We start from the raw sequence: 21,962 nt of genomic DNA, 5'->3' as shown, positions 1-21,962 counted from the left end.
TAGCCACCTTGGGCGTTGACAAGCCCACGGTGGTGTTTTACAGTCGTCGAAGTGGACGGAGGATCCACTTTTCTTTTTGGGTTGCTGACGTAATCGAAGGAGCGAGGCATTTGTCTGATAGCTTTTCCGGTCAGGTTCGGCGCGCAGTGTTGGCTGTGCTCTTGACTGCTGGGTGCCTCGTCGTTGGGGTTGACGCCCTGGCACAAAAAACCCAAGCGGAAAATTCTGGCCTTAGCCCTGAGGAACAGATTGTGATATCAGTCTATAAACATGCCAGCCCAGGCGTCGTTCACATCACCAGCACCGCCCTGGCGTACGATGTATTCTCCAATCCGGTCCCCCAGAAAGGTACTGGTACGGGCTTCGTAGTGGATGACCGGGGATATATCCTGACGAATAACCATGTGGTGGAAGAGGCTGACAGTCTAGAGGTGACGTTACCCGACAAGAGTAAGGTTTCGGCAAAGTTGATCGGCCGTGATCCCAGCAATGATCTGGCAGTCATAAAGATTTCTGTTCCGAAGGAGAAGCTTTTCCCTTTGAAGTTGGGAAGTAGCGATACCGTGCAGGTGGGGCAGATGGCCATTGCCATCGGCAATCCGTTCGGCCTGGATCGAACCGTCACCCGCGGCGTGATCAGCTCGATGGGTCGGACGCTCCGCTCTGAGAGTGGACGCCAGATTCGAGGCGTCATCCAGACCGACGCGCCGATCAATCCCGGCAATTCAGGCGGACCGCTGCTGAACTCCAGGGGCGAGGTCGTCGGGATCAACAGCGCCATCTACACACCGAGCGGCGGGTCTGTCGGAATCGGTTTTGCCATCCCAATCGATACGGCGAAGCGACTGCTCCCCCAGTTGATCGCCAAGGGGCGGGTCAGTCATCCCTGGCTGGGCGTCGCCGGACTGGACATCACGCCAGAGTTGGTCAACGCCCTGAAGCTTCCGGTTCGGCAGGGGATCGTCGTGATGCAGGTCTCTCCAAAAGGTCCGGTGGACCGTGCGGGCATCAGGGGAAGTACAAGAAAGGCGCGGGTCGGTAACATGCTGGTCAATGTAGGAGGGGATATTATCGTTGCGGTCGATAGCCGAAAGATGATATCGATAGACGATCTGACGGCCTTTTTGGATGGGGAGCGGAAGGTGGGAGACCAGGTGAAGATCGAGATTCTTAGGGATGGGCGGCCACTTGCCCTCTCGGTTCGGCTGGGAGAGCTGCCTGAGAAATGAAGACGGTTCAGAATTTCTTCATCCAGGGGTTCCCTTTCTTCTTCTCTCTTCTGCTCTACCTGCTCCTGGTCTCTGATGCCTCGGCCCTTCAAGGGGGCGAGGTGGTCATTGACGGCCGGGTGACGATTACCGTTGAGGTGGTGCGAACCGCACAGGAGCAGGCGAGGGGGCTGGGGGGCCGATCGTCGCTTTTAAAGGGTAGAGGGATGCTCTTCCCTTTTGACGCGGCGAAGCCCAGAGTATTCTGGATGAAAGGGATGCTGATCCCGATCGATATTCTCTGGATCAGGGAGGGTAAGATGGTGGCCATTGATGCGAACGTTGCTCCGCCGCGCCTGCATGAGGCGCCTGCCGTCGTCAGTCAGGTAGCCGATATGGTGCTGGAGGTTCCGGCAGGATTCGCCCAAGAGATGAGCGTTACGGTGGGTCAGGTGGTCCGTGTCAAATATGAAGGATCGAGTCGTTAGCGCGCCATGGCAGCGGTAATGAGACAGCGGATACAGCGACTGCAAAGACTGGGATTGGCGATAGCCTGGATGATTCTCTGTGTCATCCTGGCCCCAGGTCTAGTGGACGCGCAGGTCACGGCCAGGGTGAAGGAGTCGGCGCTCGAGAACGGGCTGAAGATCCTGTTGCTTGAAGAGCACAAGGCGCCCGTGGTAACGATCCACATCTGGTATCGGGTTGGCGCGCGCAACGAGCAACCTGGAACCACCGGCCTGTCTCACCTGTTGGAGCACATGATGTTCAAGGGGACATCGAAGCTAGGCCCCGGCCAGTTTTCGAGGGTCATCAAGAGAAACGGCGGTCGCGACAACGCCTTCACCAGCGATGATTACACCGGCTACTTCGAGACGTTTGCCTCGGATCGGGTCGAACTGGCCCTGGAGCTCGAGGCCGATCGGATGCGGGGTCTCCTCATTGATCGGAAGGAGGCGGAATCGGAGAGGGCAGTCGTCATGGAGGAGCGCCGGCTGCGGACAGAAGATGAGCCTATCTCCGCCCTGAGGGAGGTGATGGGGGCTGCTGCGTTTCAGGTGCACCCGTACCGGCAGCCTGTCGTTGGCTGGATGTCTGACATCGAGAAGCTGGACCGGGAGGATCTGGTACGCCACTACAACACCTACTATGTGCCGAATAACGCCGTGCTGATCGTGGTCGGTGATTTCAAGAGCGACGAGCTGCTTCCAAAAATTCGACAGCACTTTGGCGCGATTCCACGGGGCGCTGACCCGCCCGCAGTCCGCGCCATCGAACCGGAGCAACGGGGAGAGCGGAGGCTTGTCCTGAAGAAGGAGGCGGAGCTACCGTTTGTGTTTATGGGGTACCATGTCCCGAATCTGAAACATCCCGATAACTTTGCCCTCGAGATTCTGGCCTATATCCTGTCTGGCGGCAAGAGCGCCAGGATTTACAAGAGCCTGGTCTACGAGAAACAGCTTGCGCTGTTTGCCGGCGGGGGGTATTACCGGGAAAGTATCGACCCGAACCTTTTCCCGTTTTACGCTAGCGTAATGCCTGGTAAAACGGCTGAAGAGGTTGAACAGGCTCTGACGGCAGAGATCGAGCGCGTGAAAAACGACCCTGTCCCGGACCGTGAGCTGCAGAAGGCGAAGAATCAGATCGAGGCCGGTTTCCTCTTCGGGCAGGATTCGGTGTTCAGCCTGGCCAGGCAACTGGCCGAGTATGAGATCGTGGCCGGCTGGCGCGCATGGGAGGCATACCTCCCCGGTATCCGCGCCGTCACGGCAGCGGATCTGCAACGGGTCGCGAGGCTCTACCTGACCCCGGATCATCGCACCGTCGCTGTACTGATCCCGGAGAAAATAAAGAAGTAGGGGCGCTGCTTGCTGCGCCCAGCATGGAGTAAACCCCCCTCACCCCCCTTTATCAAAGGGGGGAACGGAAAGATTTAGTGCAGCGCGGGGTGTAGGGGCAGCCCTTGTGGCTGCCCTCAGTACCCTCAAGTCACCCCCCTTTAAAGGGGGGTGAGGGGGGTTTGGTGCAGGATGCGAAAGGCGATAAATAGCGCGATGCGACGATACCGACTGATTACGATATTGGGTCTTCTGCTGCTCCTGCTGCAGCCTGTAATCGTGGCGGCGGCCCCGTTAGCCGAACGACAGGTTCTGGAGAATGGGCTTACGCTGCTGGTCAGGAGCAGTCGGGCGCTCCCGATTGTGACCATCAAGGTGATGGTGCAATCGGGCTCCCTGTGGGAGCAGGAGGGGCGTGCGGGGCTGGCCAATCTGACGGCCCTGCTGCTGACGAGGGGCACGGCGACTCGCACAGCCGCCCAGATCGATGAGTCGGTGGACTTTATTGGCGCCTCCCTCTCTTCATCCGCTGGTCGGGATCTGAGTGAACTGGATCTGACCGTGTTGAAGAAGGATTTGCCAAAGGGGCTGGAGCTACTGGCGGACGCCCTGCTTCACCCGGCCTTTGAGCAAGGGGAGATCACCAGGAAGGTACAGGAGATCAGGGCGGCGCTACGGAAGCGGCAGGAGGAGCCTGGCGAGGTGGCTCAGGAGGTATTCGACGATCTGGTCTTTGGGAGCCACCCATACGGTCGTCCGCTGGAGGGACGCGAGGCGACCCTCACCGCGATCACCAGGGATGAGATTGTGGGGTTCTATCGCGATCACTATACTCCGGAACGGACCTTTGTGACCGTGGTGGGCGACGTCGACCGAAGCGAGATCACCGGTCAGATTCGCGCACTACTTGGTTCGTGGCCGAAAAGCAAGGCAACAGTGAAGCGGGCGACAGAGCCCACGCCGCTTCAGGGGAAGATCGTCGTCAAAAAGGTAGAACGGAGCGTGACGCAGGCGAATATCATCCTCGGTCATCAGGGAATCCGGCGGGATAATCCGGATTTCTACGCCTTGACGGTCATGAACTACATCCTGGGAGGAGGCGGGTTTTCCTCTCGCCTGGTAGAGCGAATACGTGAGCAAAAGGGCTGGGCCTATGATGTCAGCTCCCAATTCTCTCCCGGCCTGGAGCGAGGATCGTTTCAGGTGGTGCTGCAGACCAAGAATGAGACCGCCGGTCCTGCGATACAGGAGGTGGTGCGTGAGCTTCAGCGGATCCGGGAGCAGGGGGTGACCGATCAGGAGCTGGCTGATGCGAAGGCCTACCTGACCGGAAGCTTTCCCCTTCGGCTCGATACTAACGCAAAACTCGCCGGGTTGATTTCCTCGGTGGAGTATTACAAGCTCGGCTTGGACTATGCGGACCGCTACCGGACGCTGATCGATGGTATCAGCAAAGAGGACATCCTCCGAGTGGCGCGCACCTATCTCAGGCCGGATGGTTACGTCCTGGTCGTCGTGGCCGATCAGGCTAAGGCAGCGCTCTCCGAGTAGGGCAGGGCCAAGACGATAGGCTGCTGATGTTGGGGACCGACGGAGCATTGACCATCTGGATGGCCCTGGGGGCCGGGATCCTTTCCTTCCTCTCACCCTGCGTGCTTCCGATCTTTCCCTCCTACCTCTCCTTCATAACCGGCCTCTCGTTCAGTGAACTATCGGGCTCAGTGAACAATATAAGAACACGCCGGGCGATCATCCTGAACGCCCTCTGCTTCATCTTCGGCTTTTCCGTGGTGTTCATGTCGTTGGGCGCCTCCTTTAGTCTGCTGGGTCAGCTCCTGTTTGACTACCAACAGATTCTCAGGAAGGTCGGGGGCGTGCTGGTCATCCTGTTCGGCCTGTACATTGCCGGTTTCCTCAAGTTCCCTTTTCTCACGCGGACCTTCCAGTTTGAGCTAAAGGATCGACCGGCCGGATATCTGGGCGCGTTCATCGTGGGGGTGACCTTTGCTGCCGGATGGACCCCGTGTGTCGGCCCGATTCTGGGTTCCATCCTGCTGTACGCGAGCACGGCCAAGACTGCCTATACGGGGATCATGATGCTCGGCGCCTACTCGCTCGGCCTCGCCATCCCGTTCTTTTTGAGCGCCCTCGCCCTCAATCGCTTTCTCGACTATTTTGACCGGTACAAACGGTTGATACCGGTTGTGAGTACCGTTGGCGGGATCTTCCTCGTTTTTGTCGGCGGCCTCCTGCTCACCAACTATTTCACGATCCTCTCGACGTATGCGCTTCGCCTGACGCCGCAATGGCTTTGGCAGAGGCTATGAGGTTCGCACAGAGGGCAGCCACGAGGGCTGCCCCTACATTCAAAACCCCCACCCCCCCCTTTTGTAAAGGGGGGGGTGGGGGTTTTGTGCCCCGCACGTTATTTCGTGACATATCCGTGATCGGTGAACCAGCGGACGGCCTCCTCAAGCGCCTGCTCGATCGGCGATTGCGGTAGCCCCAGCTCCCTTACAGCCTTGGAGGCGTCAAAAAACATGCGCCGCTTGGCCATCTTCACCCCCTCTAAGGGGATTCGTGGCGGCTTCTTGGTGATGAGGGAGGAAATCCAGTGGTTCCCATAGGCCAGCGGTAGAATCAGCCGGTATGGCAGACGAACTCTTGGCGGCGGGAGCTTCGCAATCTGTCCCAGGGTGGCGAAGAGCTGCTGAAGCGTCAGGTTGCTCCGGCCGAGGATGTACCGCTCTCCGACCCGGCCACGTTCGGCGGCGAGTAGATGACCTCGGGCCACATCTGCTACGTCGATGAAATTCAGGCCAGTATCGATATACGCCGGCATTCGACGGTTCAAGAAATCGACGATGATCTGACCCGTTGGAGTAGGTTTAATGTCGCGGGGTCCGACCGGAGTGCTCGGGTTGACGATCACGACCGGCAGTCCTCGACGCACGGCCCCTCGTGCCTCTTCTTCGGCCAGGAACTTTGACCGCTTGTAGTGGCCGGTCATCTGGTCAAGACAGGACGGTGTCTCCTCGTCGGCTGGGCTGCCATCGTGCCGATAGCCGAGCGTGCCGACGGTACTGGTATAGACAACCCGCTCAACCCCTTCCTCCATGGCGGCTTCCAGGAGCTTTCTGGTGCCGTCCACGTTGACCCGGTAAAAGACCTCCGATGAGGGCTCCCAGAGCGAGTAGTGAGCCCCGACATGGTAGAGCCTTCGGCACCCCTTGAGAGCGTGTCGTAAGGTTTCCTTATCAAGGAGATCGCCAAAGGCCAACTCAAGGTCAAGGCCGTCGAGGTTTTGGAGGTTGCTCCCGCGCCGAGCCAGCGCCCGAACGGCATGCCCCTCCGCAAGCAACAGGCGAACGACGGCGGCGCCGACGAAGCCCGTCCCACCCGTAACAAGTGTCAGCATGACTGGATAATATGTGAACGGTCCGGTTTAGGCAACGGTCAATGCGATGTGCAAAGCGCAGTCCGGGGTGTGTAGGGGCAGTCCCTTGTGGCTGCCCTAAGGGCTGGGAGAGAGTTCAGGTGAGGGCGCTTTGTGCGGACACGCACCCCCTCACCCCAGCCCTCTCCCGCCTGGGGGAGAGGGGGTCTTCTGCTGCGAACTTCTGACTCAGGGCGCTAAGAGGTGATCGTTTGGGAGAGGGAGTCGATTTGTCGCCGGAATGCCTCATCCGTTGCGAGCCTCCGCTTGATCTTCTCGCAGGAGTGGATCACTGTCGTATGGTCCTTTCCGCCGAACGCCTCGCCGATAACCGGCAGCGAGGAGGCGGTGAGTGTTCGACTGAGGTACATGGCGACCTGGCGCGGCAGAACCACACCCTGGTTTCTGCCCTTGGATTTGAGATCCTCGACCTTGACGCGATAGAAGTCGGCCACCGTGTGCTGTATGGCGGTCAGCGTGATGACCTTGGCCCGCTCGGCGTTCAGTTCCTTCAGTGTCTCCTGGGCGAGCTCTAAGGTGATGTCGCGGCCCGTCAGCGAGGCGTAGGCGATGAGGCGGACCAACGAGCCTTCCAGTTCCCGGATACTTGACTGCACGTTCTTGGCGATAAAGAGTGAGACATCATCAGGGATCCGCGCGCCATCCGCCTGCGCCTTTTTCCGAAGGATGGCAGCCTTGGTCTCGAGGTCCGGCAACTGGATGTCAGCGATCAGACCCCACTCGAACCGGGAACGTAGCCGCTCCTCCAGCGTGGGGATCTCGCGCGGGAGGCTGTCAGAGGTGACCACGATCTGCTTGGAGGAGTCGTACAGATCATTAAAGGTATGGAAGAACTCCTCCTGGGTCCGCTCTTTGCCGGCGATAAACTGGATATCGTCGATGAGAAGCAGGTCCAGGCTACGGTAGCGGTTGCGGAACTCACCAGTGGAATCGAAACGGATGGCATTAATCAGGTCGTTCGTAAACTTCTCGGATGAGACATAGGCAAGCCTGAGCCTATTATTTCGCTTGAGGGCCAGGTGGCCGATGGCATGGAGCAGGTGAGTCTTCCCTAAGCCAACGCCCCCATAGATAAAGAGCGGATTGTACGCTTTCGAAAGCTGCTCTGCCACGGCCAGACAGCCGGCGTGGGCGAACTGGTTGGAGCTCCCTACGACGAAGTTCTCGAAGACATACTTCGGGTTGAGGACTGCAGATTCGTTCCGGAATCGCTTCACTGGTCGTCTGACGGCAGGTTCGGGTTTTACATCTGGCTCGCCCTGCCCCCCTGGCTCAGCAATGCGGAGGATGACCTCGACGCTGGCGAACATCAGATCCGCGAGTACCGATTTGAGTACAGTTAGATGGTGGTCCTCAAACCACTCCTTAAAGAATTGATTCGGGAGCTGAACCGTGACGCATGAGTCTTCCAACGACTCCAGGGCCAGGGGGCGAAACCAATTGTCGAAGCTTTGGCGTGTGACCTTACCCTGGATGATTGAGAGGGCCTCTTGCCAGATCTCATGTGCCCTGGTGGACGAATTGATCGGATTCACCTGCGCACCGTGCCCATTGTTATCCACAGGAAGCCTCCCTATCTAACCTGTTGAATCTATTAAGAAAATGCTGTACGATTCCTATAGAGTCTTTGCCAGATGGGGTTTCCATTATCCACAGGGTTATCCACAGGTGTGGATAAGGCGTAAATGCTTGTCGCGCCTCATGAAGAGGCCCATCGTCCCCGACGCGTGACGAGTTCGACAGATAAGGTGGCTGTGGGAAACCGTGTCTCATGTGCAATTACCCGCATGACGTTGTTAAGGAGACGTCTCTTTTAGCCCACTCCATCACGACTGTCAAGTCATTTGTGGGCTTGGGAAAATAATCATTTGTTGGTTAAAAAACACTGTATTTACAATAGGTTACACTTATTACATTTACATGAGGCAACTATCGACCGTTAAGCAGGCGGCCCGTGAAGCCATATGGGCAGCGCAGCGCGAGCTATCGCGGTACGCGAGGCCGCGTTGACAGTGAAATGACGGCATGGTACGTTCTCCGAGCCGAGTTTCGGGGTGGAGAAATCTTTACTTCAGACTCGAAACTCAAAACTGCTATGCAGGCTATAGTGAAGGAGATAACGGCTTGAAGAAGAGCGGGGTATCAATCTACGAGCAGTTTCGCCGGATACATCCTCGTTCGGAGGTTCTGTTCCGTCGAGCCAAGGTGACCATTGCCGGAGGCCTGACCCATGACATCCGGCACCTGCATCCCTTCCCCATCTACGTGGATCGGGCCCAAGGATCTAGTAAGTGGGACGTCGATGGTCACGAGTTAATCGACTACTGGGTGGGACATGGGGCGCTTATCCTTGGCCATGGGCACCCGGCTGTTCGAGGAGCCATTGCCGAGCAGCTTGACCGCGGGACCCACTACGGCGCCTGTCACGAACTGGAGGTTCGGTGGGCCGAGCAGGTGCTGAAGCTTACCCCCTGGGTCGATCGAATTCGCTTCGTCGGCTCGGGGACTGAGGCGACGCTTCTGGCGATCCGGCTCGCTCGGGCTGCAACGGGCAGGGGCAAGATCGTCAAGTTCGAGGGCCACTTTCACGGATGGCACGACTATGCGGTGGTCGCGGTCCGTCCGCCCTTTGGCCGGCCTGTTTCCGCCGGCGTGCCGCAAGGCGTCCTTGATGAGATCCTCATTTGCCCACCGAACGACTGGGATGCTTTCATGACTCTGGCCTCAGGCAGGGACGATATCGCCGGTGTAATCCTGGAGCCTGGGGGTGGCAGTTGCGGCACGATCCCTACCGACCACGACTTCCTGACCCGGCTCCGGGAATTTACCCATGCCCAGGGCGTGGTTCTCATCTTCGACGAGGTGATTAGCGGATTCCGTTTGGCCCCTGGTGGCGCGCAGCAGAGGTATGGGATTTACGCAGACCTGACCACGCTGGCCAAGATCCTGGCCGGGGGGCTCCCTGGTGGGGCCGTAGTCGGTAGCGCCCCTCTGATGGACCAGTTGGCCTTCAGGGACGATCCGGTATGGAACCGGGAAGAGCGGGTGAGCCATGCCGGGACCTTCAACGCGAATCCGCTCTCAGCGGCGGCCGGCCTGGCGACACTCTCGCTTCTGGCTGACGGCCAAGTCCAGATCGAAGTCGATCGTGCAGGACAGACGTTACGGAACGGGCTTACCGAGGTCATCAAGGCACTTGGGGTGGATGCCTGTGTCTACGGTGAATCTTCAATCGTCAACCTCTTCCTCGGGCCTCATCGTCATGGCCTTGTCCCCGACCGACCCTCATGCAAGTCTGACCACCACCTCCTCATGAACCATCCGAACCAGGAGGCCTATCACCGGCTACGGTGCGCACTGATCCTGCACGGCGTCGATTTCCCCCTCTTCCACGGGTGGGTCTCGGCAGCGCACTCGGATGAGGACATCGAGAAGACGATCCGAGCCTTCGAGGCTGCGCTCCGCCTGATGCAGGACGAGGGTGTGCTGTAGGGTTGACAGTTGACGAGTCACAAAATCCCCCCTCGCCCCCCTTTACCAAAGGGGGGTTGGGGGGATTTATGAACCATGAACTTTGAAAGCCTGCGAGAGCGGCTGGCTGGCATTGTCGGGGCTGACCATGTTGTAGCGGCGGAGTTCTGTGCCCCATACGCCGTGGATGACAAGGCTCCAAGGGCGGTTGTCTTTCCTGCGGATGCGGCCTCGCTCTCCGAGGTCATGAGGCTCGCATCCTCCGAGCGACTTTCGGTTGTGCCGTGGGGGAGCGGAACGAAGATCGGCCTTGGGGGCATCCCTGCGAGGGTCGATCTGGTTGTTGGGCTAAAGCGGCTCAATCAGATCATCGATTACGAACCGGGCGATCTTACGGCGACCTTTCAGGCCGGGATGCTGCTTCGCGAGGCTCAGACGTCTCTCCATCGCAGCGGTCAGTTTCTGCCCTTCGATCCGGCGTGCTGCGAGCAGGTAACGATCGGGGGTATCCTCGCCACCAATTCGAGCGGCCCGTGGCGGCATCGGTATGGGACCGCCCGCGACATGGTCATCGGGATTCGCGTTGTCCATGCCGATGGCACTCTCACGAAGGGCGGCGCGAAGGTGGTCAAGAGCGTCAGCGGGTACGACATGAACAAACTCTACGTCGGCTCGCTAGGGACTCTTGGGATTATTCTCGAGGCCACCTTGAGGCTCTATCCACTGCCGGCCGTGGAGCGAACCTGGATAGCGACGTTCCTGACGGGTGAGGCGGCTGCGTGTGCGGTAGCTCAGATCCTCCACTCAACCATCGTCTGCGCAAGGGTCGAACTCCTCTCGTCCTTTGCGGCGCAATCGGTTGGCAGGCAGGCCGGCTGTGCTCTTCCGGCGGACACTGTCGCGGTGGCTGTGTCAGTGGGAAGTATATCCGAGGCGGTGGATACCCAGATCTCGGCCATCAGGAAGCTCTGTCACCAGGAGGGGGCCGTGGCTGGATTCCTCGTAGAGGGGAGCGCGCAAGAAAGCGTGTGGAGAGCCATCTGCGACTTTCCGTCAGCGAGCGGCGATGGCCGGAGTTGGACGATGCTGAAGGCGAGTGTCCCGCTGACAAAGGTCCTTGAGACCATTCATCGCGCTGAAGCGCTTGGCCGCGATCTCGGCCTGGAGTCGGCCGCCGTCTCTGATGCCGGCTGCGGGATCGTCCGGCTGTATTGGAGAGATGAGACGGGTTCGCCGGAGAAAGATCCGGCCGCCATCGCGAAGGGGGTTGAGGAGCTTCGGAGATGGGTCCTACGCGATGGTGGAAGCCTGGTGATCCTGTCGGCTCGGCCAGCGATCAAGGCCAGTATCGATGTGTGGGGTCCGGTCGGAAACGCTCTATTCCTGATGCAGAAATTGAAGCAACAATTCGACCCCCAAGGGCTCCTCAACCCTGGTCGTTTCGTGGGAGGAATCTGAAAGACAGGGTATAGGGTTTAGGGGATAGGGTATAGGTAAGCATGGATAAGCGAAGGATCGGGGAGGAACTGGCAGCAATCGTGGGCCGCGAGTGGGTCATCTCCGACCCGGACGAGTTGACCGTGTACGAGTGCGATGGGATGACGTACCAGGGGAAGGCGCTGCCTGATGTTGTGGTCCTTCCAGACAGCACAGAGCAGGTGGCCGAGGTGGTGAGGTTCTGTGACAGGGAGCAGCTTCCCTTCCTGCCGCGTGGAGCGGGCACCGGGCTATCGGGTGGCGCCATTGCGATTCAGGGCGGGGTCATCGTCGGGCTGAACCGCATGAACGGGATCCTGGAGATCGATCTTGCCAATCAGCGAGCGGTAGTAGAGCCGGGCCTGGTGAATCTTACCCTGACTCAGGCCGTTGTTGATCGTGGGTATTACTTTGCCCCGGATCCTGCGAGTCAAGCCGTCTCCAGTATTGGCGGCAACGTGGCGGAGAACTCCGGAGGCCCCCACTGCCTCAAGTATGGCACCACGGCGATGCATATTCTCGGGCTGGAGCTGGTCCTGGCATCGGGAGAGATTGTGCAGGTTGGCGGGAAGACGCTGGACTGTCCTGGCTATGACCTTACCGGCCTCTTTGTCGGATCGGAAGGGACCTTGGGGATCGCCACGAAGGTGACCGTCCGCCTCCTGCGCCAGGCCGATGCCGTAAAGACGCTGCTGGCCTCATTCCGCACCATCGACGCAGCCAGCGAAGTGGTATCGGAGATCATTGCCACAGGCATTATCCCCTCAGCCCTGGAGATGATGGATCGTCATATCATTAAGGCGCTTGAGGCGTGGTTACATATCGGCTACCATGAAGGCGCCGGCGCGGTGCTACTGATCGAGCTGGATGGGCCGGCTGCGGAGATCGAGGCCCAGGCGAAGGGGATTGAGCGGATTTGCGCCCAGCATGATGTCCTTGACCTTCGCATCGCTAAGGATGAGCAGGAGCGGACCCTCCTCTGGAGGGGACGGAAGGGTGCGGTCGCAGCCGTAGGCCGGATTACCCACGAATTCTACCTGCAGGATGGCGTGATCCCTCGGACCAAACTTCCGCAGGTACTCAGGGAGGTCGAGGCGATTGCGGAGCGCAACTCTTTTGTGATCGCAAATGTCTTCCACGCGGGTGATGGGAACCTCCATCCCCTGATCTGCTTTGATTCCCGCAGGGAAGGAGAGCTGCAGAAGGCTATTGCGGCTGGGGCGGAGATCATGAGACTCTGTCTGTCCGTCGGCGGGAGCATCACGGGGGAGCATGGGATCGGGATGGAGAAGATTGACTTCGTTCCGCTCATGTATAGCCCGGACGATCTCGAGGCGATGCGGAGAGTTCGGGTGGCCTTCGACCCCTCTTCGCGGTGTAACCCCGGCAAGCTCTTACCCACTACCAAATCCTGTAGTGAGGCCAATGTTGCCTATCGGCCACACCGTGTTGAGCGGGAGGGCCTCGCCCAGCGCTACTGAAGGAAAGACAGGGTATAGGGTTCAGGGTGTAGGGTGTAAAGAAAAACCCATGCCTTGTATCCCCAGACCCTACACCCCACACCCCAGACCCTTTCCCCATACCTGGTAACCGGACGGGCTCACCATACGTATTTATGAACGACAGGAGGAAAGACCAGGAGCCTGCTGAGGGATGGCGAGAGGCTTCAGAGAGAGAAGCCCATCTCATCCAGCGGGCGCAGGATGGCGACCAGCAAGCCTTCGAGGCCCTACTCAGGCTCTATGACCGGCATGTGTGTGCCATTATTGGTAGCTTTCTCCGGCGGAAGCAGGACGTAGAAGACCTGGCCCAGGATGTCTTTCTGAAAGCGTACCTGGCTATCGGGCGGTTTCGACCGGGGGCCCCATTCGGGCCATGGCTTCGTCGGATCACCGTCAACACCTGTTACGATCACCTCCGGAAAATCCGTCGACACGCCGAGATTACCTTTACCGACATGGGGGAGGGTGAGCGTGATTTCATGCACCTCCTGGCCGATAAGGGGCATCCGTCACTTGGAGACCAGGTTGCGGCCAGAGATCTCGCAGAGCGGGCGCTGGCTGGCCTTGCGCCAAAGGACCGACTGGTCATCACATTGCGGGAGGTTCACGGGCTTGAGATCGCGGAGATCGCCAGCACGCTCGGCTGCACCAGGGCGGCCGCGAAGGTCCGTCTATGGCGGGCGAGACGGGTAATGCAGGCGTGGTGTCAGAGCCTGATCCGTCAGGAAGAAGAGGCAGTACATCGTGAAGGGAGGGGCGAATGACTTGTCACGAGGCAACGACACTGTTGAAGGGCAAAGGCGGGGAAGGTCACCCCTCTGCAGATGATAAGGATCTCGCGCTTCACCTGAAGAGTTGCCCTACGTGCGGTGAGGCGATGAAGATCGCCAACCTGTCGTCGGCGCTGTTTCAGACCTTGCGCGAAGAGATCGAACCCGGACCCGCCTTTTACCCGCGCTTGCGAGCGCGATTGGCAGAGCGAGAGATCAACCAGCCCGATACGAGCCTGCTTCATGCCTGGGGATTCGCGAGACGATTGATCCCGGCGCTGGCCATGGGAGTCCTGCTGCTCGTCGGGGTGACGCTCTCCCCGGATCGAGTCCGGGGCAGGCTCTTGGGAGCGTCGCGCTCGTCGCTTCCGGTTCAGGTGCGGGGCGGAACGGACATGTATGCCTTTTCCCTGGAGGAAGTGAACCTTCCGGGGGTGGTCGGGCAGCCCAGTCGGGACCAGATGCTGGCGTTCGTGTTGAGGCAGGATGACGTGCAGGGCTTGAGGTAAGAGAGAAAATAGGGTGAATCAGATGATTGAGACGCGCGCTAAGGTTGGACTCGCCTTTCTCATAGTCTTTCTTTTGGGTGTCGCGGCGGGCGCCCTGAGTTGGTCGGCATACCTGCACCGGGTCGATCCGGCGAGCCAAGCTGTGTGGACCGGGAGATTCAATCGGGAGCGTTACGTCCGAGAGTTGACGGAGGCGGTGCGGATCCAGCCGGAGCATGTGGGCGCGTTGAACGCGGCGCTGGATGAGACGCGCGAGGAGTTTCTGACGTTGCGCAGGCGTCTTCAGCCGCAGTTCGAGGAGGTGAGACAGCGGGCGCGTCAGCGGATTCGCTCGATCCTGAATGCCGAGCAGCAGCCCCGCTTCGATGCGTTTGTCAAGCGGTGGGACGAGGAGCGTCGGGCGGAGGAAGCGGCAGCCTCTCAATCGAAAGCGTCGGAGCGCAAGCCGTAGGATAGGGTAGAGGGTATAGGGTATAGGGTAAAAGACGAGGGTATGGGGTATAGGGGAAAGGGAAACGGGTATAGGGTATAAAAAAGGTTGGCATGTGAGTTCTAAACCCTACACCCTACACCCTATACCCTGTTTTTCAAGGAGGTAGCATGACGGCGTTGCAGCGCAAGGTTTGCCCGTGGACGATGATGTCGGTGATGTTGCTGACTGTTCTGCCTGCTGTCGTGGCGGGGGCGGAGGACAGCCTTTCCCCCTCGTTTGCGCGGAGTCGCGTAGAGGTGTCTGACGATCTGAGGCGCCTGGTCGTTCAGTCGGCGCCCCAAGCGGAATCGAGCCGGACCGAGCTAACAGAGGTGGGTGACCTTCGCCTTTCCCTGCGCGAGGCCGTCCTGCTGGCCCTGAAGAACAACCTCGATATCGCCATCACTAGCTTCAGCCCAAAGATCAAATCCGAGGACATCGCTATCGCAAAGGCCATCTTTGATCCGACCTTCTCCCTCACCCTCGATGCGAACCGGACAGTCACGCCTACATTTAACGTTCTTCAGGGGACACAGGTCAGCGAAATTGAAAACCGCGATGTCAATACCTCTCTCACTCAGAAGCTGCCCTTCGGTGCCAGCTACACGTTGAGCTTGACCAATAACCGGTTTGATACCAACTCGGCTTTTGCTCAACCCCCGCAAGGGTTCAACCCCTCGTACAAGACGTTCCTTAACTTAAGCATTACGCAGGATCTCCTCAAGAACTTCGGCGTCGATGTGAACACGGCCCCCATCAAGATCGCCAGGAATAATCAGGCAATCTCGGTGACGCAGTTCCGTCAGCAGGCGAACCAGGTGATCACCAGCGTTCACAGCACCTACTGGAGTTTGGTGTTTGCGATTGAGAACCTGGAGGTTCAGAGGCGCTCGCTGCGCCTGGCCAGGGAGCTGGAGGATCTCAATAGGGCGCGGGTGCGGGCCGGTGTCGCGGCCCCGGTAGAGGTAACTCAGGCTGAGGCCCAGGCGGCAGCCCGGGTCCAAGATGTCATCCTGGCCGAGAAGGCGGTCAAAGACGCCGAAGATCAACTCAAGCTCATCGTTAACTTCCCTGACGGTGAGCGAATCTGGGCCAGGACGGTTCTTCCGGCTGACACGCTACCCTTTGAGGTGGCGCCGATGAATACCGACGCCAGCATCCAGGAGGCCTTAGAGAAGCGGCCAGAGTACGCCGCAGCAAAGCTCACGCTGCAGAACAGCGATCTCGATCTGCGGGTCAAGCGGAATCAGTTGCTGCCCAGCCTCCAATTGCAGGGTAATGTCGGCCTCAACGGCCTTAACAGCAGCGCCGGCGGCGATCTGGATCGATTGACCTCGGGCGACTTTACGCAATGGTCGGCAGCCATGGTCCTGACGTACCCGTTAGGCAACCGCTCTGCCAGGTCGGCATTTACTCAGGCAAGGCTCAGCCACGATCAGGCTGGAGCGAGCCTGCTGAATCTTAAGCGTCAGATTATCTCTCAGGTTCGGGAGGCGGTCCGGCGAATCGATGCCGATGTCCGGCGCGTAGAGGCCACCAGGGCGGCGCGGGCGCTGGCGGAGGAGCAGCTCCGGGTTGAGCAAAAGCGGCTCGAGGCCGGCGTCACGACCACCTTTAACGTCCTCTCGTTTCAGCGAGACCTGGCGGTAGCCCAGGCCAGCGAGATCCAGGCGATCACAACCTATAATCAGGACTTGGCCAATCTCGATCTTCAGAAAGGCACTATCCTCGAAAAGAATCAGCTCGAGCTGTGATGCCCATGAAAATGCCAAAAGCGAAGGTGCTGTTGGTTGTCATTGGTTTGGTCGCGCTTTCCGGCCTGGGTGGCTGGGCGTACCTGCGAGGCCAGAAACGAGTCGAGTACCGGACGGCCAAGGTTGAGCGGGGCGACATTGAGGCAACTATTTCGGCTACCGGAAATCCCAACGCCGTAGTCACCGTTCAGGTCGGCAGTCAGGTCTCCGGGAACATCAAGGAACTCCATGCCGACTTCAATACCAAGGTCAAGAAAGGGCAACTCGTGGCCAGAATCGATCCGGAGATCTTTGAAGCCAAGGTGAACCAGGCCAAGGGCAATCTGGACAACGTTCGGGCGGCCGTACTCAACACGCGGGCGATGCTCCAGAAAACCGAGGCCGATATCGCCAGCGCAAATGCTTCGCTGGAAGTCGCGAAAGCGAATGTGGCCAGGGCTAAGGTTGCCGTCCTGGACGCCCAGATCAAGCTCAAGAGCCGGATCAACCTCTTCAAGGAGGGCGGCATCTCTGCTGAGGAGCGCGATTCGGCGCAGGCGACCTACGATTCCAATATTGCGGCCCTCGAGGCTGCGAAAGCCCAGGAGCAGGCTGCGCAGTTTTCTCTTCGCGCCACCCAGGCCCAGCACGAAGTAGCTATAGCTCAAATCGCGTCGGCCGAGGCACAGGTGAAACAGAGCGAGGCCGCCCTGAGGCAGGCGCAGATCGATCTCGATCATACCTATATCCGGGCGCCGGTGGACGGAACCGTGGTCTCGCGGAGCGTAGATGTCGGGCAGACGGTAGCAGCGAGCCTATCCGCCCCGACCCTTTTCCTGATCGCACAGGACCTGACCAAGATGCAGGTGGACACAAACGTGGATGAGGCCGACATCGGGCGTGTTCGAGTAGGGCAGGACGCCGCCTTCACCGTGGATGCCTTCCCGGGTGAGATCTTCAGGGGAAAGGTGATCCAGATCCGGCAGGCTCCAATGAACATCCAGAACGTGATCACCTACGATGCCGTGATTGGGGTTGCCAATCTTGATTTTAAACTCTTTCCAGGGATGACGGCGAATGTCAAGATCCTGGTGGACAGCCGGGAGAATGTGCTGAAGATTCCCAGTGCTGCCATGCGGTTTAGGCCCCCCGACCTGAAGGAGCAACCGAAGCAAGGAGGAGAGGCGTCGGTCCAGACTCCACAGAGATTTCCGACAGGGAAAGGGACGCCGGATTTCCTCGGCATCCGGAAGGCTGAGAGGGATCAGACCATCTGGGTTCTGGGTGAGGATAGTAAGCCGCGGTCGGTCACGGTGAAGCTGGGAATCACCGATGGCAGTTTTAGTGAGATGATCGAAGGCGACCTCAAGGAAGGGCAAGGAGTGCTCACAGGGATCGGGTCCACAGCGGCCCCACAGGCCCAGCCGTTTGGCCAGCGCGGGCCGAGGTTCTAGGGTAGAGTCATGGCAGCTCTCATCGAGGTCGACAGTTTGGTCAAGAACTATCGGCTGGGCGATGTCACCGTCCAGGCATTAAGAGGGGTCTCCTTCCGAATTGAACGAGGGGAGTGTGTAGCGATCATGGGTGCCTCCGGGTCCGGCAAGTCCACCTTGATGAACATCCTGGGATGCCTGGACAAGCCAACATCCGGAAGCTACCGGCTTGACGGCGTCAGCGTGGGTCAGCTCAATCGAGATGAGCTTGCCGAAATCCGAAATAAGAAGATCGGCTTCGTCTTTCAGACCTTTAACCTCCTGGCCAGGACCAGCGCCGTAGCGAACGTGGAACTCCCACTCCTGTATAATGGTGCTGCGGTCCGCGACCGCCGGGTCAGAGCGCTCAACGCCCTCCGAACGGTTGGCCTTGAAGATCGGAAAGAACATCATCCGAACCAGCTTTCGGGCGGTCAGCAGCAGCGAGTGGCGATCGCGCGGGCCCTTGTCAACGAGCCGCAGATCATCCTGGCTGATGAGCCCACTGGCAATCTCGATTCGCAGACCAGTTCCGAGATTATGGCGATTTTCCAGCGGCTGAACAGGGAAGCTGGGATCACCATCGTCCTGGTGACCCATGAGTCGGACATCGCGACCTACGCCGGGCGCGTACTATTCTTCAAAGATGGCCGGCTGCTGCGGGATGAGGCGGTTGAGCGGCCAAGAACAGCGCTCCAGGAGTTGCAGCAGCGCCCGGCAGACGAGGCAGAGTAGCCGTCTATGAATATCTTGGCCAATGTCAGGATCGCCTTGAGGGCGCTCCGGGTTAATCGACTTCGATCGGCCCTCACCATGCTTGGGATCATTATTGGAGTGGCTGCTGTGATCGCTACGGTGGCTGTAGGCTCGGGGGCCACTGCCCAAATCCAGGAGCAGATCCGAAGCATCGGCAGCAACGTGATAATCGTCCTGTCTGGCAGCGCGACCAGCGGCGGGATACGCGTGGGGGCCGGGTCGGTCATGACATTGTCGGAAGATGACGCCAAGGCGATTGCCGGCGAGTGCCCGGCGGTGGCGTTGACGGCATCCAGTGTACGTGGAACTGGACAGGTCGTACTTGGGAACGACAACTGGTCTACGGTAATCCAGGGGGTTACGCCGGAATACCTGGAGATCCGCGATTTTCGGGTCCTCAATGGTCGTCCGTTCACCTGGCAGGATGTGGACGGGGCGGCGAAGGTGGCGCTTGTCGGCGATACAATAGTGAAGAATCTGTTCGGCGGGACCGACCCCGTCGGACAGATCATCCGGATCAAGAAGGTACCGTTCACCGTCCTCGGGAGCCTGTCTCCAAAGGGCCAGTCAGCCTGGGGACAAGATCAGGATGATGTCATCCTGATTCCCATCTCCACGGCCAAGAGGAAGGTGCTTGGAGTGAGCCAGGCTAATGCCAGGGCAGTGGGGGCGATCGTGGTGCAGGCTCGCGGCCCGATGGTAATGCGGGAGGCTGAAGAACAGGTTGTGGCCCTCCTCCGGCAGCGGCACCGCCTGCAGCCGGAGGAGGATAACGACTTCACCGTGCGGAACCTTGTGGAGGTGTTTGGCGCCCAGGAGCAGGCGGCCCGGGTGATGTCGATCCTACTGGGCGCCATCGCCTCGGTCTCGCTGGTGGTAGGCGGGATCGGCATCATGAACATCATGCTGGTGTCCGTGACGGAGCGAACGCGGGAGATCGGACTGCGGTTGGCGGTAGGCGCCAAGGCGCACGATATCCTGACGCAGTTCCTCGTCGAGGCGGTCACCTTATCGCTCATCGGTGGCCTGGTCGGGATTGCGCTAGGCCTCTCGGTTTCGGTTCTGATCTCATACTTCGCAATGTGGTCTACCCAGATTAGCGGAGGCGCCGTCCTGATGGCTTTTGCGTTCTCGGCGTTGGTGGGGATTTGTTTCGGCTACTACCCGGCCCGCAAGGCCGCCTTCCTCGACCCGATTGAGGCGCTACGATATGAGTAGGGGCGCTGCTTGCTGCGCCCGGTGTGAGGTAAATCCCCCCGCTACCCCCTTTATCAAAGGGGGGTTAGGGAGGGTTTGGTGCGGAGTCCGAAGTAGGGGCAGCCCTTGTGGCTGCCCGTCCTTGTGACTGCCCGAGGTGCAATGAACGATCCGGGGTTTGAGTCATTCGGGACGACGGCGGATGTCGGGATCATGGCATGGGGCGAGACTCTGGAGGAGCTTTTCGCTAACGCCTCCAGAGGGATGTTTGCGCTGATGGTTGATTCCGGAACAGTGCGCTCTACCGGCCTCCTTCCTCTTGAGGCGCGGGGAGGAGATCTACCGTCTCTGCTGGTTGCCTGGTTGAACGAGCTCTTATACCGCTGCGAAACGGAAGAATGGGCCCCCTCAGACGTACGAATAATAGCGGTCGAAGGCGGGCACGCGAGTGGAGAGTTGACGGGGGAGCCGGCAGAGGCGGGGCGGCATCGGTTCAAGGGCGTGGTCAAGGCCGCGACCTATCACCTCCTCGAATGTCAAAAGGACGGCGATCACTGGCGAGCCCGGGTGGTCTTTGATGTGTAGCCTTAGCGATGCACCGCTACGCCGACCTTGGCGCACCAGCGTTCGATTGGACAGCGACTACAAAAGGGAGAAATCGGTCGGCAGAGGTTCTGACCGAACGGGACCAGCAGGTCGTTGTAATAGATCCAGTGCCGCTTTGGCAGTTTCTGCCGGAGGGCCATCTCGGTGTGGTCGGGGGTTTTGGTGCTGACGTAACCCCAGCGATTCGAGATCCTATGGACATGCGTATCGACGCAGATCCCCAGCTTTCTGTAACCAACCGTCACGACAAGGTTAGCGGTCTTCCGGCCAACCCCATTGAGGCTGAGGAGCGCCTCGATGGTATCGGGGACGCGCCCACTGAATTGGGTTAGCAGGACTCGGCAGACCTCCTGGATGGTTCGGGCCTTGGTTTTGTAGAAACTGACCGGGTAGATTGCCCGAGCGATCTGCAGCTCACTGATCGCGAGCATCGTGTCAGCCCGATCGGCAAGCCGATACAGCCGCTCCGAGGCTTCACCAGTGACGGGATCCTTGGTCTGTTGGCTCAGGATGCAAGAGATCAGGACCCGAAACGGGTCGCGGGACTCCTCGGCGATCTTGCCTACGACGGCGGGCTCCCAGACGGAGATTGCTCGGCGAACAGCCTGCAACATAGTACCAATCTGCCTGTTAGTGATCATACTCCCATCCTGTAGGATATCGGCCTGGACGCTGATGAAAAGGGAGGGCTATGTGGTTTAGAGTCCGAAGGTCGAAGAATCCTTGATGAGTTGGATGACCTCTTCAGGGTTATGGGCAATCTTGAGCGTTGCGAGGTCGTTCGGCGTGATCTTCCCTTCGTTCATGACGGGATCGCGGAGCCACTCGTGTAAGCCTCGCCAGTAGTCATTGCCTACCAGAATGACTGGGAACGGCTTGATCTTCCTAGTCTGGATCAGCGTGATCGACTCGAACATCTCGTCCAGCGTGCCATAGCCACCCGGCAGGATGACGAAAGCGATGGAGTGTTTCACGAACATGACCTTTCGGACAAAGAAGTGCTGGAAATTCACAAGGTTGGTCAGGTATCGGTTAGGTTCCTGCTGCTGGGGGAGCTCGATGTTCAGGCCGACCGACACGCCGCCCACCTCGTAGGCGCCTTTGTTAGCCGCCTCCATGGCTCCAGGGCCACCGCCGGTGATGACGGCATACCCGTGCTGAGCCAACAAACGGCCGATCTGCTCTGCCATCGCGTAGGCGGGATCATCTCGTCCTGTATGCGTCGATCCGAAGACAGAGACGGCCGGCGGAATCGTGGCGAGCGTCTCCAGCCCATCAACGAACTCCGCCACGACGCGGAAGATCATTCGGATGTCTTGCGCAGCCAGTCGGTCAGTAACAAATGGAAATTTCATACCGAGTCCGTTTCCTCCTTCATCATGCCTTAGCTTGTGATTGTAACACACCAAATCATGGTGAGATAGTGACCCCGTACGTTCAAGCTTTGGCGCCAAGGCGCAAGGTGTGGTAAGATCACACCTGATAAATGATCAGA

Annotated in this window: 20 protein-coding genes; 16 read left to right on the top strand and 4 right to left on the bottom strand. The window is 59.2% G+C overall.

Annotated elements, in window-relative coordinates:
• Nucleotides 1-251: 251 nt before the first annotated feature.
• The 5 genes from CLG94_RS06150 (at nucleotide 252) to CLG94_RS06130 (ending at nucleotide 5,373) form a co-directional block, all read left to right on the top strand.
• Nucleotides 252-1,229, top strand: a complete 978-nt coding sequence (locus tag CLG94_RS06150) for a S1C family serine protease (RefSeq protein WP_239993143.1) — start codon at nucleotides 252-254, stop codon at nucleotides 1,227-1,229.
• Nucleotides 1,226-1,696 (top strand): DUF192 domain-containing protein, encoded by a 471-nt coding sequence (locus CLG94_RS06145; RefSeq protein ID WP_107561975.1) that lies wholly within the window; start codon nucleotides 1,226-1,228, stop codon nucleotides 1,694-1,696. The genes CLG94_RS06150 and CLG94_RS06145 overlap by 4 nt, the downstream gene beginning before the upstream one ends.
• Before the next feature lie 18 nt (nucleotides 1,697-1,714).
• A complete protein-coding gene (locus CLG94_RS06140) occupies nucleotides 1,715-3,067 on the top strand; it encodes a M16 family metallopeptidase (RefSeq protein WP_239993142.1) in 1,353 nt (450 codons plus the stop codon).
• 171 nt (nucleotides 3,068-3,238) lie between these two features.
• A complete protein-coding gene (locus CLG94_RS06135; RefSeq protein WP_107561974.1) occupies nucleotides 3,239-4,597 on the top strand; it encodes a M16 family metallopeptidase in 1,359 nt (452 codons plus the stop codon).
• Nucleotides 4,598-4,623: 26 nt separating this feature from the next.
• A complete protein-coding gene (locus tag CLG94_RS06130) occupies nucleotides 4,624-5,373 on the top strand; it encodes a cytochrome c biogenesis CcdA family protein (protein WP_107561973.1) in 750 nt (249 codons plus the stop codon).
• 98 nt (nucleotides 5,374-5,471) lie between these two features.
• Here the strand turns inward: CLG94_RS06130 and hpnA are convergent, their stop codons facing one another.
• Together hpnA and dnaA are read right to left on the bottom strand one after the other, a co-directional pair.
• Nucleotides 5,472-6,464, bottom strand: a complete 993-nt coding sequence (gene hpnA / locus CLG94_RS06125) for a hopanoid-associated sugar epimerase (RefSeq protein ID WP_107561972.1) — start codon at nucleotides 6,462-6,464, stop codon at nucleotides 5,472-5,474.
• Between the two features lie 215 nt (nucleotides 6,465-6,679).
• Nucleotides 6,680-8,038, bottom strand: coding sequence for a chromosomal replication initiator protein DnaA (gene dnaA / locus CLG94_RS06120; protein ID WP_107562029.1), 1,359 nt, complete (start codon nucleotides 8,036-8,038; stop codon nucleotides 6,680-6,682).
• A gap of 589 nt (nucleotides 8,039-8,627) precedes the next feature.
• Between dnaA and CLG94_RS06115 the strand changes: the two genes are divergently transcribed.
• The 11 genes from CLG94_RS06115 (at nucleotide 8,628) to CLG94_RS06065 (ending at nucleotide 20,446) form a co-directional block, all read left to right on the top strand.
• Complete coding sequence (locus CLG94_RS06115; protein ID WP_161954054.1) at nucleotides 8,628-9,995, top strand: aspartate aminotransferase family protein; 1,368 nt, start codon at nucleotides 8,628-8,630, stop codon at nucleotides 9,993-9,995.
• A 75-nt stretch (nucleotides 9,996-10,070) separates the two neighbouring features.
• Entirely contained in the window at nucleotides 10,071-11,432 is a 1,362-nt protein-coding gene (locus CLG94_RS06110; protein ID WP_107561970.1) for an FAD-binding oxidoreductase, read from the top strand.
• A gap of 41 nt (nucleotides 11,433-11,473) precedes the next feature.
• The gene (locus tag CLG94_RS06105) at nucleotides 11,474-12,931 is read left to right on the top strand and encodes an FAD-binding oxidoreductase (RefSeq protein ID WP_107561969.1); all 1,458 of its coding nucleotides are present in this window, start codon (nucleotides 11,474-11,476) and stop codon (nucleotides 12,929-12,931) included.
• A gap of 134 nt (nucleotides 12,932-13,065) precedes the next feature.
• Nucleotides 13,066-13,716 (top strand): RNA polymerase sigma factor, encoded by a 651-nt coding sequence (locus tag CLG94_RS06100; protein ID WP_107561968.1) that lies wholly within the window; start codon nucleotides 13,066-13,068, stop codon nucleotides 13,714-13,716.
• Nucleotides 13,713-14,231: a hypothetical protein gene (locus CLG94_RS06095; RefSeq protein ID WP_107561967.1), complete on the top strand. Its 519-nt coding sequence runs from the start codon at nucleotides 13,713-13,715 to the stop codon at nucleotides 14,229-14,231. Before CLG94_RS06100 ends, CLG94_RS06095 begins: the two co-directional genes overlap by 4 nt.
• A 22-nt stretch (nucleotides 14,232-14,253) precedes the next feature.
• Nucleotides 14,254-14,682, top strand: coding sequence for a hypothetical protein (locus tag CLG94_RS06090; protein WP_133174652.1), 429 nt, complete (start codon nucleotides 14,254-14,256; stop codon nucleotides 14,680-14,682).
• Nucleotides 14,683-14,831: 149 nt separating this feature from the next.
• Nucleotides 14,832-16,457, top strand: a complete 1,626-nt coding sequence (locus tag CLG94_RS06085; RefSeq protein ID WP_107561965.1) for a TolC family protein — start codon at nucleotides 14,832-14,834, stop codon at nucleotides 16,455-16,457.
• 5 nt (nucleotides 16,458-16,462) lie between these two features.
• The gene (locus tag CLG94_RS06080; RefSeq protein ID WP_161954053.1) at nucleotides 16,463-17,890 is read left to right on the top strand and encodes an efflux RND transporter periplasmic adaptor subunit; all 1,428 of its coding nucleotides are present in this window, start codon (nucleotides 16,463-16,465) and stop codon (nucleotides 17,888-17,890) included.
• 9 nt (nucleotides 17,891-17,899) lie between these two features.
• Nucleotides 17,900-18,643 carry an ABC transporter ATP-binding protein gene (locus CLG94_RS06075; RefSeq protein ID WP_107561963.1) on the top strand — a complete coding sequence of 248 codons (744 nt, stop codon included), beginning with the start codon at nucleotides 17,900-17,902 and terminating at the stop codon, nucleotides 18,641-18,643.
• Between the two features lie 6 nt (nucleotides 18,644-18,649).
• A complete protein-coding gene (locus tag CLG94_RS06070) occupies nucleotides 18,650-19,882 on the top strand; it encodes an ABC transporter permease (RefSeq protein WP_107561962.1) in 1,233 nt (410 codons plus the stop codon).
• A 141-nt stretch (nucleotides 19,883-20,023) separates the two neighbouring features.
• Nucleotides 20,024-20,446: an archease gene (locus CLG94_RS06065; RefSeq protein WP_107561961.1), complete on the top strand. Its 423-nt coding sequence runs from the start codon at nucleotides 20,024-20,026 to the stop codon at nucleotides 20,444-20,446.
• 2 nt (nucleotides 20,447-20,448) lie between these two features.
• On the opposite strand, the gene CLG94_RS06060 is transcribed toward CLG94_RS06065, so the two are convergent.
• Entirely contained in the window at nucleotides 20,449-21,108 is a 660-nt protein-coding gene (locus CLG94_RS06060; protein ID WP_107561960.1) for an endonuclease III domain-containing protein, read from the bottom strand.
• Between the two features lie 57 nt (nucleotides 21,109-21,165).
• Nucleotides 21,166-21,822, bottom strand: coding sequence for an LOG family protein (locus tag CLG94_RS06055; RefSeq protein WP_107561959.1), 657 nt, complete (start codon nucleotides 21,820-21,822; stop codon nucleotides 21,166-21,168).
• Between the last annotated feature and the right edge of the window lie 140 nt (nucleotides 21,823-21,962).

Source organism: Candidatus Methylomirabilis limnetica (genome assembly GCF_003044035.1).
GTDB lineage: Bacteria > Methylomirabilota > Methylomirabilia > Methylomirabilales > Methylomirabilaceae > Methylomirabilis > Methylomirabilis limnetica.
The sequence above is the reverse complement of the archived record's forward strand: the minus strand, read 5'-3'. Positions and strand labels throughout refer to the sequence as shown.